The sequence below is a fragment of the Geobacter psychrophilus genome (genome assembly GCF_056821595.1).
Window position 1 is genome coordinate 3,734,456 of sequence record NZ_JBXDTU010000004.1, and the last position, 14,189, is coordinate 3,748,644.

The following is a 14,189-nucleotide window of genomic DNA, read 5'->3' on the forward strand; positions in this document are numbered from 1 at the left end:
CATTGGTAACGATCTATTTTTATGGTGCTGTACTGTATTGAACAGCATTGACAAGTTGCGCTATAAATTGTATACAGTATGCATTTTTACCCTGCCGATACATCCGGACCGATTCACCATACCACAAGGAGGAACATCGATGATCGAAGCCTATTTGCAGCACGAGAAAGAACGCGCCAAGCAGGGTATCCCGCCATTGCCGCTGACCCCTGAGCAGACTGCTGACCTGGCCAAACTGCTGGTCAAGCCACCCAAGGGCAAGGAAAAATTCCTGTTGGACCTGATCACCAACCGTGTCTCCCCGGGTGTTGACCCGGCCGCCAAGGTCAAAGCTGAGTTCCTGGCCGAGATCGTCACCGGCAAGAAAAAATCCCCCCTGATCGACCCGGTTGCCGCCATCCGCATGCTCGGTACCATGATCGGCGGCTACAACGTGGCCCCTCTGGTAGCAGCTCTGAAAGACAAGAAGCTGGCCGATGAAGCCGCCTGTGCCCTGTCCGGCATCGTGCTGGTTTACGACGCCTTTGACGAAGTCGCCAAGTTGGCCACTACCGGCAAGAACACCGCTGCAGCCAAGGTCCTCAAGTCCTGGGCCGATGCCGACTGGTTCACCAAGCGCAAAGGTGTGCCCGATCAAATCAAGGTCAAGGTTTACAAGGTGGACGGCGAGATAAACACCGACGACTTCTCTCCTGCCGGCGACGCCTGGAGCCGTCCCGATATTCCTCTGCACTCACTGGCCATGGGCAAGACCCGCTTCAAGGACGGCCTGGCCACCATCGCCAAGTTCCGTAAAGAGGGTTTTCAGGTTGCCTTCGTGGGTGACGTGGTCGGTACCGGGTCCTCCCGCAAATCGGCCTGCAACAGCGTGCTGTGGGCCATCGGTGACGAGATTCCTTGCGTTCCCAATAAGAAGACTGCCGGCGTGATCATCGGTGGCGTTATCGCCCCGATCTTCTTCAACACCGCCCAGGATTCGGGCGCACTGCCGCTCAAGGCCGATGTAACTGGCATGAAAACCGGCGATGTAATCGTGATTGATGCCAAGAAGGGTGTCATCACCGACGAGAAGGGCAAGAAGGTCCTCTCCAAGTTCACTATTTCTCCCAATACGGTAGCTGACGAGTTCCGCGCCGGCGGTCGCATCCCGCTGATCATCGGCCGCGCTGTGACCGACAAGGCCCGCAAGACCCTCGGCCTCAAGCCGACCACTGTCTTCACCCTGCCGGATAATCCCAAGCCCAAGGCCAAACAGGCCTTCTCACTGGCCCAGAAGATGGTTGGCCAGGCCTGCGGCGTAGCCGGCATCATGCCTGGTACCGCCTGCGAGCCGAAGATGACCACAGTCGGTTCTCAGGACACCACCGGCCCGATGACCGCCGACGAACTGAAGGAACTTGCCTGTCTCAAGTTCCAGGCTCCCATGTACATGCAGTCCTTCTGCCACACCGCCGCCTATCCCAAACCGGCCGATGTCAAGATGCACAAAAACCTGCCCGGTTTCACGGCCGAGCGCGGCGGCGTTGCCCTGCGTCCCGGCGATGGCGTGATCCACTCCTGGCTGAACCGCCTGCTGCTGCCCGACACCGTCGGCACCGGCGGCGACTCCCACACCCGTTTCCCGATCGGCATCTCCTTCCCGGCCGGTTCCGGTCTGGTGGCCTTTGCCGGCGCCATGGGCTTCATGCCGCTGGATATGCCTGAATCCGTCCTGGTGCGTTTCAAGGGCAAGCTCAACCCGGGCATGACCCTGCGTGACGCTGTCAACGCTATTCCTTACTGGGCCATCAAGCAGGGCCTCTTAACCGTGCCCAAGAAGAACAAGGTCAACATCTTCAACGGACGCATCCTGGAGATGGAAGGTCTTCCCGACCTGACTGTCGAGCAGGCCTTCGAGCTGACCGACGCCGCTGCAGAGCGTTCCGCTGCTGCCGGCTGCATCCAGCTTTCCGAGAAATCGGTTGCCACTTACCTGAGATCCAACGTGGCTCTGATGAAGAAGATGATCGCCGAAGGGTACTCGGACGCCAACACCCTCAAGAACCGCATCAAAGCTGTAGAGGCTTGGCTGAAGAAACCGACCCTGCTCAAGGCCGACAAGGCCGCCGAATATGCTGCTGTGATCGAGATCGACCTGAAAGAGATCACCGAGCCGATCCTAGCCTGCCCGAACGATCCCGATGACGTCAAGCTGCTCTCCAAAGTTGCCGGCACCGCTATCCAGGACGTGTTTCTCGGTTCCTGCATGACCAACATCGGCCACTTCCGTGCCGCTGCCGAAATCTGGCGCGGCCAGCCGTTCAACCCTGCCGTCCGTACCTGGATCTGCCCGCCGACCCGTATGGATCAGGCCCAGCTCAAGGACGAGGCCTACTTCTCGGTCTATAGCGCCTTCGGTGCCCGCATCGAGATCGCCGGCTGTTCGCTCTGCATGGGCAACCAGGCCCGCGTACCGGATGGAGTCAACATGTTCTCCACCTCGACCCGTAACTTCGATGACCGTATCGGCAACGGAGCCAAGGTTTATCTCGGTTCAGCCGAGCTGGGCGCAGTGACGGCACTGCTGGGCAGACTGCCCAAGCCGGCCGAATTCCTCAAGATATACAAAGAGAAAATCGAGCCCAACAAGGACAAGATCTACAAATACCTGCAGTTTGATGAGATGCCTGAATACAAATAAGGTGTTACTAATAAAAGCTTGAGGCTGAGAGGCTGATGCTGTACAATGACCTCCGTTCGGGCTTGCCCGGGCGGGGGTTTTAAATTGTTTTCCACGAATTCTAACATCCAGCCTCCAACCTTCCAGCCACGGAGTGCTGTGGTGAAGTTGCAGTCCCCATACAATGTTGAGTACAAAATCATCTCAGGAGGATTTCAATGAACGTCATCACCACGGTATCGGAATTCAGAAAGCTGCCCCACATCCTCATCCTGCTTCCTCTTGTCCTGCTGCTGGCCGCCTGTTCCCCGTCCCACATGGTCAAAAAAGACGACAGGCTGAACATTGCCACGGTGCAGCCGCAACCGGGCAAGGCGGCACTGGTGATTGCCAGAACGACAAGTTTCGGTGGCGCCATCAACTTTTTTACCTACCTGGGCAAGAAAGGGATCGGGGTAACCAAGGGGAAAGGCTGCATTGCCAAGACTGATATCGAGCCTGGCCTGCAGTATCTGATCGCCCGAACCGAAAGTCTCGAAACCGGCAAAATAGTCTTTGAACCGGGCAAAGTATACTATGTCCAGCAAAGTCCCCGGATCGGTTTGATGGTGGCCCGGGTGTCGTTAAATCCGCTGTCCCAGGCCAAAATGATTGAAGAAATCGGCTCGGACGGCTGCGATTATTATGTAATCGACGAGAAAGATCCGATCAATGATCTGACGGACCACGAATATCAGGAAGCGGTCACCGACTACGAAAGGGAGATCACTGAGGGACATCATAAGGAATTTACGGAGTATAAGGGGACGGTACTCAGAAAGTGAAATGAGACACCTGACCCGGTAGAATTCCAGGGACATTTACGTAACTCAAAAGGCGGCCATGTGGTCGCCTTTTCTTGCGAATTAGGGATAAAAAAGGGACATTGAATTGTCCTGAATCGCGTCAAAATCCTTTCTGACCGACTCCTTGTAAAAGATGCTATGATAAGCCCACAAGGAGAATACGTAGTGGAAAATTACATGACTGAAAGAGGCACAGTAGCGGCAGCTATAAGCACCCTAAGGCTTGGTGAGGAGGAGTTCCGTAAGCTTCCTTATGCAGCCAAGCGCATCTATCTTGACGGTCTGTTCCCTGTAGAGAGGGTGGCCCTGATTCTGGGGGACCCGGATAATCAGAGATTGACACGGGCCTTGCATCCCCAGGAGCTGTACTGGCTGTTAAAGGAAATCGACGCTCCTGATGCCATGGAATTGCTGGGGCTGGCAAATCCAGAGCAGTGCCTGTTTATCCTGGATATGGAGCTCTGGAAAGGGTGGTCGTTTCTGGAAGACAAGGGGATCGAATACCTGGGGTATTTATTGAAAGGGAGTGAAGATCATTTCCTGGAAATTCTCCCGCATCTGGATTTCAATCTCCTCTCCCTGTTACTGGGGCGGGAGCTCGTTGTCGCGGGGGGCATTGGTGATCTCAATACCGATGAAGAACGCCAGACTGATTGGGACCATACCTTTGACGATGTCTTCCTGATCAAATTCAAGGATCCCAAGCATGCCCAGATTATCGGCTCCTTTCTGGAACTGGTCTGCCGTTTTGATAATCCCCTGTATGTTGCGCTCATGGAGAGTGTCAGCGGTGAGATTGACATCGAATCTGAGGAGGAGTGCTATCACACAAAATCAGGGCGTCTGGCCGATCTGGGCTTTCCTCCCCTTGATGAGGCACTGGAGATTTACTCCCGTGTCAACCCGGACACGTTTACCCCCGGCCGCACCAAAGTGCTGGTGCAGAGCGGTGAAGCAACCACGCTTCCCAGGATGCGTTTGACCGGAACAACGTTCCTGGAGAGGGTTATTCTCCTCATGGATTCGGAACTCTTCCGCATGGAACTGAATTATCTCATAAATACGGCACTGGTGGCCGATCAGGCCCATCTCAGCGACACTGAATATATGAAGTCGGTCGTGGAAAGGGTCTACGGCTACCTGAACATTGCCCTTGAGCACCTGAGCCAGGGGGATGAAACCAGGGGGGCAGAAATCCTCAGCGGCGAATATCTGAAAAGGCTGTTCCAGCTGGGGTTTAGTCTCGTACTTGCCCTGAAGTTCAAGGCCGAGAGGCTTACAGATATCGACTATGCCACCGGAAAGGCTCTTTCAGGACTGAAGAGCGCCAGACCCCGCTACTATCGCGGCCTTGATGCCGACGGTGTCGATGGCTACCGGGAATTCCGGGAGCTGCAGGATGTGAAGACCATGTCTGATTTTCTCATGCAATAAGCTTCCGGGAACATCCTTGATTCATTAGGCGGCCAGATGGTCGCCTTCTCTTTTGACAGGGTACCAGGGGAAAGTCCGGCCGAAGTGTGTTGATTGAAATATGAACGTTATCTGGTATATTCCGAGTGGCTGAACCATTCTCCCCGGATCTGATCGGCAGGACAATATGTACCTCATCCAGATACTGTTACCGCTTTATGCAAATGATGGCTGCAGGTTTTCAGAGCCTGATTTCATTCGTGTGCGGGACGAATTGACTGAATGTTACGGAGGCTTGACCACCTATGTGCGTTCGCCTGCCGAGGGGCTCTGGAAGGAATCCGGCAGTACAACCGTGTACGATGATATTGTCATCTACGAAGTAATGACCAATAAGCTCGATCGGTCCTGGTGGAGCAAGTACCGGTCCGAGTTGGCAAATCGTTTTCAGCAGGAAATGTTGATTGTCAGGGTGAGCAAGGTGCAGTTGCTCTAGCTTGAGAGTCGGCCTGGGGGGATCGGGTGGTTCGCCCTTACGCACCCCTCTGTGCGACTCGTTGTGTGTCATTGTGTATCATTGTGTGTCGTGTTGTATAATGGTGTGGCAGTGTGTCTGTGGGGCTTTGTGGCGTGTGAAGAAGGTGGTTGAGGTTTTTCTTGACCTGGCATGACAGAAGGAATGCCTGAAAGTGCTTGATGCTGTGAGACTGATGTCGTATTGTGCAAAACCCCATCGGGTGCCTGGTGGGGTTTTTGCGTGCTGTTTTCGCTAATCCTGATTGTGGGGTTGCGGCATTCATATCTAGCGCATTAAATGAGTCGATGGAGGAAATCGTAATTGCAGATTGTATTCGGTATCGACTTTGGTACAACCAATTCGGCGCTTTCGGTATACAGGAACGGCACCGTTGAGGTTGTTGTTGTTGATGGTGATGACCCTGCCGGGCAGCTGATGCGCTCGGTACTCTATTTCAGCGAGGATAGCGAGATCTATGCTGGGCAGGAGGCCATTCGCCAGTATGTCGGCGACGGGGCCGCCGGGCGCTTTATGCAGTCGATCAAGACCTTCCTGCCGAATACCAGTTTCGAGAGCACCGAGGTGTTCGGCAAGCGCTATGGCATCGATGACCTGGTGGCGATCATCCTCAGGAAGCTCAAGGACCGGGGTGAGGCGCATGTGGGCTGCCCCGTGGAGAGCGTGGTTCTGGGGCGACCGGTGCTGTTTTCTCAGGATGCCGCCAAGGACGCCGCGGCCGAGCAGCGACTGGAAAAGGCTGCCCGCAAGGCCGGTTTCAAAAATATCTGGTTCCAGTATGAACCGGTAGCGGCGGCGCTGGCTTTTGAAGAAACGCTGCAGGCCGGACAGGAACGGACCGTGTTCATCGGCGATTTCGGCGGCGGCACATCGGACTTCACGGTGATCCGCGTCAAAGGTGGCGCCTTTGACCGCTCCGACCGGCGCAGTGACGTGCTCTCACTGGGGGGTGTTTATGTGGCTGGTGACAAGTTCGATTCGGCAATCATGTGGGATAAGGTGGCGCACTATTTCGGGCGCTATGCCCGCTACAAGACCATGGGCAAGGATGAGTGGGTCAACGTTCCCAGGAGCATTATCTACACCCTCTGCCAGTGGCATCGCATCCCGCTGCTGCGGGCGCGCAGAACCAGGGAACATATCCGGGTGATCAAGGGCACCACCGATGACCGCCGGGCTATCGAGCATCTGGAGAACATCATCAGCGACAATTACGGTTTTTTCCTGTTTCAGGCCATTGAAAAGGCCAAGTGCGAGCTATCAGAGCGTGAGCAGACCCTGATTCGCTTCACGGAGCGTGACCTGTGCATCAGCGAGCAGATCGGCAAGGGTGAGTTTGAGGCGATCAATGGAGAGAATTTCCAGCAGATTGCAGCCTGCATCGACGAGGTAATCGCCCGGTCCGGTCTATTGCCTGCGCAGATCGATACGGTCTTTCTGACAGGAGGTACCTCGCGGATTCCCTATATTCAGACCCTGTTTGCCGAGCGATTCGGCCGGGACAAACTGGAACACCGGGACGCCTATACCAGCGTCGTCCATGGGTTGGGTTCCAGTGTTCCGCTGTTTGTATGATGGAGGTACTTCCAATCAGCATTGATGGTGGTATAGTGGCAGAAATATGGCGTGGGAGTGGAAAGGTGGAATTGCATGTTTGACTGGTTTCGCGCGAAAGAGGAAACAATTGTGCCGTTTCCGGATAATGAGTCAGCCTTTGCCCATGCCTGTTCTCTGGGGTATGCACTGCTCATTAATGCAAGAATACCGGCCCTGGTTGTTGAAGAAGGCCGACGAGGCATGGGAGGCGAACACTGGTACCGTCTGCAGCTTGCCAGTCAGGAGGGGGGGCTTGATATCTGGGGGCCGACCTTGTCGGATGCGCCTGCACTGCCCGAGGTAGGTGACCTGGTGGCATTCCGCATTGTCAGGTTTGCTACGGAACTGCCGGATGACGCCAATCTGGTCGGATACATCGACTGCCGGCTGGAGCCGGTGCTGAATGGCCGCAAGGGGTGGCGCGTTGCTGCCAGTTTCAGGCCTGACAACCTCAAGCCGGAACTTCATCTCGGATGATTGAGTATTCCGGGGTTAATACAGGTGAGTTCTCAGCATTCAGACGGCAATGTGTTGTCAATGAACTCGATGATCTCCCGGTACAGGGCTATCGTAACGGAGATTTCAATCCATTTATCAATCACGGAGCGACCCAGTGAAATGCCGTTCACCAATGTTCCCGATGTTATGAAAATCCCGGCCACGCGCAAATCCTCGTCTGTCAGCATGTAGATTCCGAATGAAAACACAAGTACCATCAGGGCCAGCCAGGCGGCCTGCGGCCCGCGCAGCGGATTTTCCAGGACGGTCAGGAAATCAATATAGTAGCGTATCAGGCTGCGGCTTCGTCGCATGAATGTCGTTGCATCGCTTTCACCGCAGGCCAGATATGTGTAACTCAGGAATTTAGTTTCCGCCACCTTCCGTTCACTTTTTTTCCGTTCGTTCACATACCGTTCGATTGCATCGTCTATCTTGGTCGTTGTCATCTGACACCCCCATTTACGGAAGGACCTGAACAGTCAATATGTCAATTGCTGCAAGTGTTGTTGATTAAAGATGACCCTGCAAAACATCGCTTTTCTGAGCCCCCAGCTTTCATGCTCAAAGTTTACCATAAAAAATAATAATGTTCACGTTACTACGTTCTGTTAATGGCGCGCAGACAGGAAAAATCCACCTTGTTTGTCTTCCTGACATCTGGAACCGTCACAGACATCAACAGTCAGGTTTTCTCTGCGACCCATTCAATTAGCGGTACTGAGTGGGTGGGGCAGGTGGAGGTCCCGGTGGCGGCGTGTTTGGCGGCGGATAGTACGGTGAATAATCCGGAGGTGCAGTATCATCCCCATAGGCCGGTGAATCCAGAATAACTGTCCTTCGGCGATAGTATCCCTGGCCTGTGTTGTAGACCTGGTTTCCATGTGAATACATGCATTGCAGATACACGGTGTCGTAGCGCCGTTGAGCTTCCCGCCCCTCGATCCGACCGGCATCGGCACCTGCTGCGCTGCCGATCAGCAGCCCGCTTACACCACCGATTACCGCTCCGGCACCTGCATTGCCCGAGGCTGCGCCCAAGGCTGCTCCAAGACCCGTTCCTATGGCTGTTCCCACGATAGCGCCGGTGGCCGTATTCTGCTCAGCAACCTGTTGCGGCGGAATACCCAGCTGCCGATCAGCAACTCGTCTGCAGTACGATTCTTCTGCCAGGAACAGGTCATATGGTTTTCCTGGCGTCGGGAACACCCGCACGCTCGGCCCGGATGGATACGTTGCACAACCGGCCGTCAGTGTCATCGATATTACCGCAAAAAGTCTCAGTACGAATTTCATGATGTGTTACCTCGTTATTCCTGAGTTGCGGAAGGTGGAACTGGAGGAGTCGGAACGACCTTCATCCAACCGTTCGGACACTGTTTCACATACGGGTAATAACCCTGCGGGTCTTTGCAGTAATACCAGTAGATTGGCTGTTCCGACGGTTGTGAAGGCTGCACGTAAAACTCGGGCTGTTCCTGGATGACTATCGGCGGCTCAGCATAATACGGGTAATAGGATGGATAATAGTAAGGTCCCCACCACCCTGGCCCGAGCCATATTCCAACCCCCACGTGGCCCCCGTGGCCGCGCCTGGCCTGTGCATCGCTACTGGGCATGAATCCCATCAGGAGCACAATCAGGGAAGCGATGATCATTCGAACAATGTTTTTCATGTTAACCTCCCCTTGTGAGGTTTTTTATTATTATATTCTTCGATCGATATTCCGGCAATGATCAATCGCTCGAACATTTCAGTTAACAAGACGTATGAGCATATCAATAAGTTACATAGAAAATTGAATCTAAGTATTTCCAATTATGGGTATCACTGGCGTGCATGGTTGACTTTCAAGGATTAATGTCTATCTTAAGTGCATATCTGTCAACTCCCGCGCAGGAATCACAAGTGAAAGACGGGATATCTGTGATCCAGGTTGATGAAAAAATGGGTCCTATAAGCGGTGAATCAGGAGATTTTTATGCAAGAAGCATATGACAGGCCGGATGCGACGAACAACTCCGGCTACCAGCGCTTGTTATCTATATTGTTGTGGATTGCCATAGGGACCGGCTGGCTTGTTTCCACGTTTTCCGTGATACAGGAAATGTGTATGGTCTCTGCCTGCCGGGACACAGCGGGCTTTACCATTTTCGGGCTCAATATGGGGTGGTTCGGCATAGCCTATTTCAGCCTGCTACTGATCGTTTTATGGCAGCGCAAAAAAGATTACCGGCTGGGCTGGGTACTTTCTGTAATGGTTTTTGCCGGAATTGGTGCCGAATTCCGTTTGCTCTGGATACAAAAATATGTTATCGGCGGTTGGTGCCCACTCTGTGTCACAATCTGCTGCGCTCTTTTTGTCGCTGCCATGCTGCTGGTGACAGAGAAGCTGCGAGGGGTCGGGTCAGGGCCGGCTGGTGAGAATTCCCTACCGGGATGGATGCTGGTGATGCTGACAATGATGGCCGCAGGCCTGGCGATCGCCATTGTCGGTGTTAGAGCGCTTTACTGACCGATTTTTTTCGAAATTTATTCAGACATAGACCCAATCAGGGCTGCCCCTTCTGTTGTTCTGCATTTGATCTAGCCGATTACCACCCCGGTGCCCGCTTCCTGCGTTGCAATACCTGCACCTCCGATTCCCTGCACTATTCCCTCTGCAGCCCTGATTCCGCTGGCCCAAGCGCCGGTTATGCCGCGAGATGTGCCGGCGCCGTCACCGAGCATGTAAACGTTTCCGCTTACCCGGAAATAGTTATCCTGAAAGGCGGGTTTGTTGGCGTACATCTTGATTTCCGGGTAGTACATGACCGTGCTGGGGTGGAGGATGCCGGGGACGATCGTGTCGAGTTTCTTCAATGCCGACCAGATATGCCGCATGATCTTGGCTGGCACGGCCAGCCCCAGGTCGCCGGCTGTGACCGGGCAGCTGGGCGGGAACATGTAGAGGTCCTCATTGAAGGTCTCGGCGGTGGAGCGTTTTCCCATGCGGAAATCTCCTACCCGCTGCATGAGCGGCCTGCCGCCGCCGATCTCGTTGGCCAGTCGGGCGAGAAATATCGCCATCTGCTGGCCGCTCCTGACCGGATCTTTCAGGCCGATGGTTTTGAGCAGGGCGAAATTGACCAGGTTGTTCCCTGCTTGCGTCTCGGAGAGGGCGTGGCCGTTGACCAGACTGAAGCCCTGGTAGCGCTCGAGCACCACCCGGGCATGTCCCGAGTTGGTGCAGAAGGTGCGCACTCCGTCGGGAAAGAGAAATTTCGGGTCGTAGTAATCAGTGACGATGGGGTAGTTCTCCAGCGTCGTTTCGACGCGGATGCCTACATCCACTACATTGTCGATGTAGTGGATCCCCATTCGCTCCATCACCTGCTGCAGAAAACTGAACCCCTTACGACCGGGAGCAACAATCACTTTTCTGGCGCGCACTGTCTGTGTACCGGAGATGACCGCTCCTGCTCCGGTCGAATCATCGAAGATGTCGCTTACCTCTCTTTCCAGCAGAAAGTGCACACCTCGTCTCGTGAGTTCGTCAAGCAGACGCTGAATCAGGACCCGGCTGCGGTCGGTGCCGACGTGGGCCTGGCGGATGTCGAGCAGGGTGACGCCCAGCCGTTCAGAACGTCGCTGGTAGACCTCCAGATTCTGTTTGTCCTTGATGGTCGGCTGCAACTGCTTCTCAACCAGCGGGAGGAGCCGCTCGGCCTCTTCCCTGGTCCAATTATCGACAGCAAAGCCGATCGGATAGGTGTAATTCTGCTTGCAGTCATTCAGCAGGCCGCCGGAGCAGATTTTCTCCCGGTCGATCATCAGGATTGAAAGGGTCGGGGCGTGTTCGCTGAGATGAAAGGCGGCCCCGAGTCCGGCCGGGCCGGTACCGATAATAATAATATCGTAATCGATAGAGGACATGGGTGACTCCTGGAAAATGCGGTGATGTTCCAAGTATACCAGATTCCCATGCATGCGGCTGGCAGGTGAAATATCAGAGATTTCTGTTGTGCCGGCAACTTTGGATTGTTTATTGCTTTGTAATAGCAGGCGTTCTATGTGAATATGTAATATAACGTTGCAACTGATTAAAAAATAGATATTTTTTATAAAGAAGGAGGGCTGCACTATGGATAAAAGCGATCATCATCAAGCGGAATCGCCGGAAATGATGTCCCTGATGGGTTATAGTCTGGCCAAGGAGGCTGGGCAGTTTCAAAAAGGGGTTGAATTGTGCCACAGGGCTATAACCTTGAATCCCCATAACAGCGAACATTATTTGCACCTGGGACGGATCTACCTTCTTGCAAAAAAGAGGGAACAGGCCATCAAAGCATTTCAACTGGGACTCAAAATCCGCAAGGATGCAAGGATATTGGAAGAGATCAGGCTGTTGGGTAGACGCAAGACCCCACCCTTTCCCTCATTGTCTCGAAGCAATGTTGTTAACCGGTTGACAGGAAAGATTCTTCATACCCTGAAGCTTCGATAAACTACGCTCTCAGGGGTAAAAAATAAGCGGCCCGCCGGGGTGTTCCCGACGGGCCGCTTGCATAGTGCCATTGTAATACAGTTATGAGCTGTTACTGTTTAAGCCTGCGCATGCGCAGGATTTGAAATATGGAGAAGGAATAGGTCAGTGGCCAGAAAGCGGTCATGACAACCAGGCTGAAAAGAATTTTCCGGCGTTGAAGAAAGGAGGGGCTAAGCCATAGAAAATGGGCAATGAAAATACAGGCACCCACCCAGTATGCATCATGGAATTGCCACCCTGCGTGAGTCATCTTTTCAAGCAATTGTGTCATGCGGGACCTTTTCATTAGATTGAACGCAACAGTTTGTCTCGTAACATACCGGACAATGAAAATCAAGATGTAAAAAATATAACAACTTACGGAGCGCGCTGTTTCATGACGAACAGGTAGATGATGAAAAGGAACGGGAGTGATGAAAACGCGGCCTCTATATTGCCGTGAAACAGCTGCCAGGTGCTGAAAGCAGTCAGGAAGACTACGAACAGTATGAGCAGTATAGCTGGCAGCTTTGCCACTGTGTTACCCTCGATATCGTCTGCTATTGTAATAATTCCCTGGCAACAATCTGTACGCCCCCTGATTCCTTCTCAATAGCGGACTGACGCTCGGCCGGCGTCATCAGCGCCTGCAGATGTTTGCGGGCGCGTTTCCGGCTGCCGGCGATGCTTTCGGACATCTTGCAGAGAATGCCGACCGGCAGTCCATTGCGGTACCCGGTTACGAGTCTGGCTATTTCATCACGCTTTTCCTTGTCGCTCCACGTTTTGTAGAGTGACGCACCCAGGTCATTGTTCTGCGGAAACATGTCAATCCTCCGGATAGGCTCGAATTCTGATAGTACAATACTTCATGGCATTGCAGCTCGTCCACTGTTATTAGCAGGTTAGAGGTCGAATTCTTACACTCCGGGGCAGAAAACATCTTCATTCTCGCACCGTTGTTGTTTGTTGGTTGGATTCCGGATCATCCGGAACTTGACGGTATGACTCCCTGCTGATACCTTCGTTCTACAAAATCCTGCTGAGGAGTTATCTATGTCCCAAACCCCTACGATTGTAATTCTGGACGGTTACACCATTAATCCGGGCGACAATCCCTGGAGCCCGGTTGAGGCGCTGGGAAACTGTGTCATATATGACCGGACACCGCCGGAGTTGAAGCTTGAGCGGGCCCGTGACGCCGATATTATCCTGACCAGCAAGTGCAAGCTGGATGCCTCGCTGCTGAGGGCCCTGCCGAAGCTCAAGTACATCTCCATGCTTGCTACCGGTTACAACAACGTTGATGTGCTGGCGGCCGGCAAGCAAGGGATTCCGGTCTCCAATGTTCCGGCCTATTCTACCGAGTCGGTGGTACAGACCACATTTGCCCTGTTACTGGAACTGGCCACAGCCGTTGGGGTTCATGATGCAGCAGTAAAGGCCGGAGAGTGGGTGCGTTGTCCGGATCATTCTTTCTGGAAGACCTCTATTCTTGAATTGGATGGATTGACCCTGGGTATCGTAGGGTACGGCACCATTGGTCGTGCCGTAGCCAGAGTCGGCGCTGCCTTCGGTATGAACATCATTGCATTTGCTCCTCGTATCCCCCGGGATCCCGGCCCGACCCCGGTCCGTTTTGTACCCCTGGAAGATCTGTTTTCCGCGGCCGATGTTGTGACGCTTAACTGTCCCCAGACCGCAGATAATGCGGAATTCGTGAATGCCGGGCTGCTGGCTGTGATGAAATCAACGGCCTTGCTGATTAACGTGGCCAGGGGAGGGTTGGTGAATGAGGCTGATCTCGCCAGGGCTCTCCGCAACGGGACAATTGCCGGAGCCGGATTGGATGTGGTTGCCCATGAACCGATGCTGGCCGAAAATCCTCTGCTCGGAGTCCCCAACTGCATCTTCACCCCGCACATTGCCTGGGCCTCCCTGGCGGCCCGCAAACGGCTGATGGCTATTGTGACGGCAAACATTATCTCTTTCCTTCAAGGGGCGCCTGTCAATGTGGTGAATGGACCGATCGGGAAACAGTTGTAACATACATTAATGTTTCGTTTATGGGATGTTTTCTATTAAATAAAATATAGTTTTAAAATTGGGTTAAATCAGGTATAACGCCTTCCGAT

General features: G+C 53.7%; 15 protein-coding genes. 9 read left to right on the plus strand and 6 right to left on the minus strand.

The genetic code is table 11. From position 1 onward, the window contains the following. Positions 1–139 precede the first annotated feature (139 nt). The 6 genes from ACOCF6_RS19910 to ACOCF6_RS19935 all read left to right on the plus strand — a co-directional run bounded on the left by ACOCF6_RS19910 (position 140) and on the right by ACOCF6_RS19935 (position 7,525). The gene (locus ACOCF6_RS19910; RefSeq protein WP_482462067.1) at positions 140–2,680 is read left to right on the plus strand and encodes a bifunctional aconitate hydratase 2/2-methylisocitrate dehydratase; all 2,541 of its coding nucleotides are present in this window, start codon (positions 140–142) and stop codon (positions 2,678–2,680) included. 197 nt (positions 2,681–2,877) lie between these two features. Next, positions 2,878–3,483: a hypothetical protein gene (locus ACOCF6_RS19915; RefSeq protein ID WP_482462068.1), complete on the plus strand. Its 606-nt coding sequence runs from the start codon at positions 2,878–2,880 to the stop codon at positions 3,481–3,483. Between the two features lie 198 nt (positions 3,484–3,681). After that, a complete protein-coding gene (locus tag ACOCF6_RS19920) occupies positions 3,682–4,938 on the plus strand; it encodes a DUF6178 family protein (protein ID WP_482462069.1) in 1,257 nt (418 codons plus the stop codon). Positions 4,939–5,104: 166 nt separating this feature from the next. Beyond that, complete coding sequence (locus tag ACOCF6_RS19925) at positions 5,105–5,413, plus strand: hypothetical protein (protein WP_482462070.1); 309 nt, start codon at positions 5,105–5,107, stop codon at positions 5,411–5,413. A gap of 342 nt (positions 5,414–5,755) precedes the next feature. Next, positions 5,756–7,027 carry an Hsp70 family protein gene (locus tag ACOCF6_RS19930; RefSeq protein WP_482462071.1) on the plus strand — a complete coding sequence of 424 codons (1,272 nt, stop codon included), beginning with the start codon at positions 5,756–5,758 and terminating at the stop codon, positions 7,025–7,027. 75 nt (positions 7,028–7,102) lie between these two features. Further along, a complete protein-coding gene (locus tag ACOCF6_RS19935) occupies positions 7,103–7,525 on the plus strand; it encodes a hypothetical protein (RefSeq protein WP_482462072.1) in 423 nt (140 codons plus the stop codon). A 32-nt stretch (positions 7,526–7,557) separates the two neighbouring features. Here the strand turns inward: ACOCF6_RS19935 and ACOCF6_RS19940 are convergent, their stop codons facing one another. The 3 genes from ACOCF6_RS19940 to ACOCF6_RS19950 form a co-directional block, all read right to left on the minus strand. Then, the gene (locus tag ACOCF6_RS19940; protein ID WP_482462073.1) at positions 7,558–7,995 is read right to left on the minus strand and encodes a GSU0071 family protein; all 438 of its coding nucleotides are present in this window, start codon (positions 7,993–7,995) and stop codon (positions 7,558–7,560) included. A gap of 262 nt (positions 7,996–8,257) precedes the next feature. Next, positions 8,258–8,842 (minus strand): glycine zipper family protein, encoded by a 585-nt coding sequence (locus ACOCF6_RS19945; RefSeq protein ID WP_482462074.1) that lies wholly within the window; start codon positions 8,840–8,842, stop codon positions 8,258–8,260. 14 nt (positions 8,843–8,856) lie between these two features. Next, complete coding sequence (locus ACOCF6_RS19950; protein ID WP_482462075.1) at positions 8,857–9,222, minus strand: hypothetical protein; 366 nt, start codon at positions 9,220–9,222, stop codon at positions 8,857–8,859. A 306-nt stretch (positions 9,223–9,528) separates the two neighbouring features. On the opposite strand from ACOCF6_RS19950, the gene ACOCF6_RS19955 reads away from it, so the two are divergent. Further along, a complete protein-coding gene (locus ACOCF6_RS19955; RefSeq protein ID WP_482462076.1) occupies positions 9,529–10,062 on the plus strand; it encodes a vitamin K epoxide reductase family protein in 534 nt (177 codons plus the stop codon). A gap of 71 nt (positions 10,063–10,133) precedes the next feature. On the opposite strand, the gene ACOCF6_RS19960 is transcribed toward ACOCF6_RS19955, so the two are convergent. Then, positions 10,134–11,462, minus strand: coding sequence for a pyridine nucleotide-disulfide oxidoreductase (locus tag ACOCF6_RS19960; RefSeq protein ID WP_482462077.1), 1,329 nt, complete (start codon positions 11,460–11,462; stop codon positions 10,134–10,136). A gap of 208 nt (positions 11,463–11,670) precedes the next feature. Here ACOCF6_RS19960 and ACOCF6_RS19965 point away from each other — a divergent pair, with 208 nt between their 5' ends. Continuing rightward, complete coding sequence (locus tag ACOCF6_RS19965) at positions 11,671–12,033, plus strand: tetratricopeptide repeat protein (RefSeq protein WP_482462078.1); 363 nt, start codon at positions 11,671–11,673, stop codon at positions 12,031–12,033. Between the two features lie 399 nt (positions 12,034–12,432). On the opposite strand, the gene ACOCF6_RS19970 is transcribed toward ACOCF6_RS19965, so the two are convergent. Further along, entirely contained in the window at positions 12,433–12,591 is a 159-nt protein-coding gene (locus ACOCF6_RS19970) for a hypothetical protein (protein WP_482462079.1), read from the minus strand. A 23-nt stretch (positions 12,592–12,614) separates the two neighbouring features. Next, on the minus strand, positions 12,615–12,881 hold the full coding sequence (locus tag ACOCF6_RS19975; protein ID WP_482462080.1) for a hypothetical protein: 267 nt from the start codon (positions 12,879–12,881) through the stop codon (positions 12,615–12,617). A gap of 229 nt (positions 12,882–13,110) precedes the next feature. Here ACOCF6_RS19975 and ACOCF6_RS19980 point away from each other — a divergent pair, with 229 nt between their 5' ends. Next, positions 13,111–14,100 carry a D-2-hydroxyacid dehydrogenase gene (locus tag ACOCF6_RS19980; RefSeq protein ID WP_482462081.1) on the plus strand — a complete coding sequence of 330 codons (990 nt, stop codon included), beginning with the start codon at positions 13,111–13,113 and terminating at the stop codon, positions 14,098–14,100. The last annotated feature ends 89 nt before the right edge of the window (positions 14,101–14,189 follow it).

Excerpts from the sequence above, each read along its gene's own strand:
- ACOCF6_RS19910 (WP_482462067.1), top strand. The coding sequence starts at position 140 with ATGATCGAAGCCTATTTGCAGCACGAGAAAGAACGCGCCAAGCAGGGT.
- ACOCF6_RS19915 (WP_482462068.1), top strand. The coding sequence starts at position 2,878 with ATGAACGTCATCACCACGGTATCGGAATTCAGAAAGCTGCCCCACATC.
- ACOCF6_RS19920 (WP_482462069.1), top strand. The coding sequence starts at position 3,682 with ATGACTGAAAGAGGCACAGTAGCGGCAGCTATAAGCACCCTAAGGCTT.
- ACOCF6_RS19925 (WP_482462070.1), top strand. The coding sequence starts at position 5,105 with ATGTACCTCATCCAGATACTGTTACCGCTTTATGCAAATGATGGCTGC.
- ACOCF6_RS19935 (WP_482462072.1), top strand. The coding sequence starts at position 7,103 with ATGTTTGACTGGTTTCGCGCGAAAGAGGAAACAATTGTGCCGTTTCCG.
- ACOCF6_RS19940 (WP_482462073.1), bottom strand. The coding sequence starts at position 7,995 with ATGACAACGACCAAGATAGACGATGCAATCGAACGGTATGTGAACGAA.
- ACOCF6_RS19945 (WP_482462074.1), bottom strand. The coding sequence starts at position 8,842 with ATGAAATTCGTACTGAGACTTTTTGCGGTAATATCGATGACACTGACG.
- ACOCF6_RS19950 (WP_482462075.1), bottom strand. The coding sequence starts at position 9,222 with ATGAAAAACATTGTTCGAATGATCATCGCTTCCCTGATTGTGCTCCTG.
- ACOCF6_RS19955 (WP_482462076.1), top strand. The coding sequence starts at position 9,529 with ATGCAAGAAGCATATGACAGGCCGGATGCGACGAACAACTCCGGCTAC.
- ACOCF6_RS19960 (WP_482462077.1), bottom strand. The coding sequence starts at position 11,462 with ATGTCCTCTATCGATTACGATATTATTATTATCGGTACCGGCCCGGCC.
- ACOCF6_RS19965 (WP_482462078.1), top strand. The coding sequence starts at position 11,671 with ATGGATAAAAGCGATCATCATCAAGCGGAATCGCCGGAAATGATGTCC.
- ACOCF6_RS19975 (WP_482462080.1), bottom strand. The coding sequence starts at position 12,881 with ATGTTTCCGCAGAACAATGACCTGGGTGCGTCACTCTACAAAACGTGG.
- ACOCF6_RS19980 (WP_482462081.1), top strand. The coding sequence starts at position 13,111 with ATGTCCCAAACCCCTACGATTGTAATTCTGGACGGTTACACCATTAAT.